This is a genomic window from Rhizorhabdus histidinilytica (assembly GCF_900167915.1).
GTDB lineage: Bacteria > Pseudomonadota > Alphaproteobacteria > Sphingomonadales > Sphingomonadaceae > Rhizorhabdus > Rhizorhabdus histidinilytica.
Genome location: NZ_FUYM01000043.1, coordinates 1 through 2943, shown reverse-complemented (window position 1 = coordinate 2943; position 2943 = coordinate 1). Strand labels below are relative to the sequence as shown.

General features: G+C 57.6%; 5 protein-coding genes. 4 read left to right on the top strand and 1 reads right to left on the bottom strand.

Going from position 1 to position 2943, the window contains the following annotated elements:
- Both B5X82_RS26980 and B5X82_RS26010 read left to right on the top strand, forming a co-directional pair.
- Positions 1 to 234: transposase (locus B5X82_RS26980; RefSeq protein WP_217699595.1), on the top strand; the 234-nt coding region annotated here is incomplete at its 5' end.
- 142 nt (positions 235 to 376) lie between these two features.
- On the top strand, positions 377 to 1243 hold the full coding sequence (locus B5X82_RS26010; RefSeq protein WP_006953933.1) for a recombinase family protein: 867 nt from the start codon (positions 377 to 379) through the stop codon (positions 1241 to 1243).
- An 80-nt stretch (positions 1244 to 1323) separates the two neighbouring features.
- Here the strand turns inward: B5X82_RS26010 and B5X82_RS26895 are convergent, their stop codons facing one another.
- Positions 1324 to 1476, bottom strand: coding sequence for a hypothetical protein (locus B5X82_RS26895; RefSeq protein ID WP_006949649.1), 153 nt, complete (start codon positions 1474 to 1476; stop codon positions 1324 to 1326).
- Between the two features lie 255 nt (positions 1477 to 1731).
- On the opposite strand from B5X82_RS26895, the gene B5X82_RS26000 reads away from it, so the two are divergent.
- Positions 1732 to 2040 (top strand): hypothetical protein, encoded by a 309-nt coding sequence (locus B5X82_RS26000; protein ID WP_020819813.1) that lies wholly within the window; start codon positions 1732 to 1734, stop codon positions 2038 to 2040.
- 397 nt (positions 2041 to 2437) lie between these two features.
- Positions 2438 to 2943: lytic transglycosylase domain-containing protein (locus B5X82_RS25990; RefSeq protein WP_139385180.1), on the top strand; the 506-nt coding region annotated here is incomplete at its 3' end.

The window sequence follows — 2943 nt, the reverse complement described above, 5'->3', positions numbered from 1 at the left end:
GGCTGCGCCCCTCCCTACGATCAGACCAGACAACCGATCCTACCGGCCATCATAGTCGCCGCTCAACCGGCCATCGTAGTTGTCGCCGCGCAGGTTGAGCCGAAGTGGGCGGGGCGGATGACGCCGGAAGATTATCGTGGTCTCACGCCGTTGATCTACAGTCATGTGAACCCTTATGGCCGCTTCGACCTCGACCTGAACGACCGGATTGATTTTGGACGGCTTGCAGCGTGAGGCGGCTGATCGGCCTATAACATTTGGGTACACCCCAGAGTGATAGGGCCGAGTGACACCATTCGTCTGTCACAAAAGGGTGGGTTTGCGCTCAATGTGACGATACACTGCAAGAGCCACCCTAATGTGACGGATTTTGCACTTGGCTCGTATCGGATATGCCCGCGTCAGCACCACGGACCAGGATCTGGATATCCAGATTGGCCGCCTCAAGAATGCAGGTTGCGAAATTATCCGTTCCGAGACCGGATCGGGGGCCTCGCGGAGCGGGCGCACGGAACTGGAAACGATCATGCAGTTTATGCACACCGGCGACGAGCTGGTCGTGCTGCGGCTCGACCGGCTCGGCCGCTCCACGCGCGATGTCCTGAACCTGGTGCATGAGCTTGATGAAAAGGGAGCTTCGCTGCGCATCCTTGAGCCAGAGGTGACGACGGCGGGCGACATGGGGCGAATGGTCATCACCATACTCGGCATGGTCGCCGATATGGAGCTGAAGTTCATCAAGGATCGTCAGCGCGCCGGGATCGAAGCGGCGCGCGCCGAAGGCGTTTACAAAGGCCGGAAGAAGAACGTCGATGACGATGAAATCCGCCGTCGCCTTGCCGCCGGCGCCAGCAAGGCCCGCGTTGCCCGCGACCTGAAGGTCTCACGAATGACCGTCTATCGGGCGCTCGACATTATTCCGTCACAGACCAAACTGCCGGAAAAGCCGCCCACTGCCAGCATCGCCCTGCATCTGATTATCGAGAACTTCAACAAGCGTGGAAGAGGTAGAAAACCCGCTCGGGAGCGGATTGAGGCGATGCTGGAACGCGACTACGCCATGGTAAAAAACGGCAATTGTGATTACAAACTGACCGTCGCCTATGACCCCGATCCGGATGGCATTTCCCTTGATGAGGAAATCCAAAGCCTCCTCTCCGAGATGTTCAACATCGCAGAGAGCTACAATTGCTCCATGGAAGCCGATATCTACGAGGTCGGTGGTCAGCAACGGTCCTGGTAGAATCAATCAAGCGTTCAGTGTTCGTTCTTCAACCTGGCCAAAATCGCAGCTTCGGGCCGACTGGGCCTATAACGCGCTCGTCACGCCAACTTGCGGTAGTGGCGCAGATAGTCGGGATATTCGATCCCGCGTGCTTTCAAGAGATTAATCGTCGCCTCTTCGACCAGGGCGGCAACGGACGTTTGTTCGCGCTCAGCAAGGTTTTTGATCTCTGCCGCCAGCTCGGGTTTCACCGACGCTGCGAGATTGCGCGTGTTCGCGCGGCTCGGCCGACGCCGGGGCAAGGGAACCGGGAGAAGGGGGTCTTCCTGTCTTTTCGGGCGAGCCATAGGTCTAAAACACAAGAGGTTGATGTGGTGCCGGAATAAGCGTGTTGACACGCTTAATGGCTGTAATGTGGTTGCACGGCAAGAGAGGACAAGCCGGGTTGCCCTCGCCGTCAAAGCGAGGATAGACATATCCTTATCGGTAAAAGGGAATAAATCACGATGCCGCATAGCGACGATTGGCAGTATGATCCGATCCTGGAACGCGAACTAACCACCCGCCGCCCCGCTGGGGGAATGATCCAAGCGGTCGAGATTGCGCAGTTGCCGTCGAGTGAATGGATCATCAACGTTAAAGTATCGTGGCATGGCGATAAGTGGCTGAATGTCTGCCTATTCGAGCAACCGACGCTTAAAACATACAAGCGACTGTCAAGTGCCGTGCGGCATGTCGTGCTCGATTACGGATATGAGGATGACCATATCCGATTGGTCCCCGACAAACAATGCAGCAACAAATTGGCGTTTTAGGCTTCCCTTTCCCCCTCATCGTGATATGTGCATAAATCTCGATGACGAGGGAGAAAGCGATGAAAGCTTTTAATTTCGCGCTCGCGGCCGCCTTGGTGGGGGCTGCGGTGCAATCGACCCCCGCTGTAGCGTCGGATAATACTTGGGCATGTGAGGTTGTTCTGTGCATCTCCAACCCGGGTGGTCCGACGCAATATCCAGCCTGTGTTCCACCGATAACGAAACTGTGGCGGGTGCTGGCTCTCGGCGGCAGCTTCCCGACATGCACGGGCGGGGGTATCGCCAAGACAAAATACAAGAAGCCGGATGATGGGAGGCCTGGTCGCTTGACGGTCACTTGGACTGACGGGCGGCAACAGACCTACTATCAGCCGCGCAACTGACCGGGAGCGGGAACGTGTTCCTCGAAACCGGAGCCGTTCTTTCGCTGGCGGCGCAATGCGCCCCAGCGGTAGCGCCGCATACGATCGCCGCGATCGTGGATGCGGAATCTTCCAACTATGTTTTTGCGATCAACGTCAACGGCGTGGCCAGTCAGCCGCGCCGTCCGCGCAATGAGGCGGAGGCTATCGCAACCGCGCGCTCTTATGTTGCGCGCGGCTACAGCGTGGATCTCGGCCTCGGCCAAATCAATTCACGCAACATGGGCTGGCTCGGCCTGACGTGGGACACTGTTTTCAAGCAGTGCGCCAATGTCGAAGCGGCAGGCCGTGTGCTCCTGTCCAATTTCCGTTCGGCCAAGACGGGTCGCACCCCGCAAGAGGCCCTTCGGGTCGCACTCAGCATGTATAACACAGGCTCTCAATCGGGCTCTGTTGCAAAAATCGTGAAGCTTGAGCATGCTTGGCGGAGATTGGACGGACGGAACGATGACGGATTTCAAGTGGCGCCATTTCCAGGGTG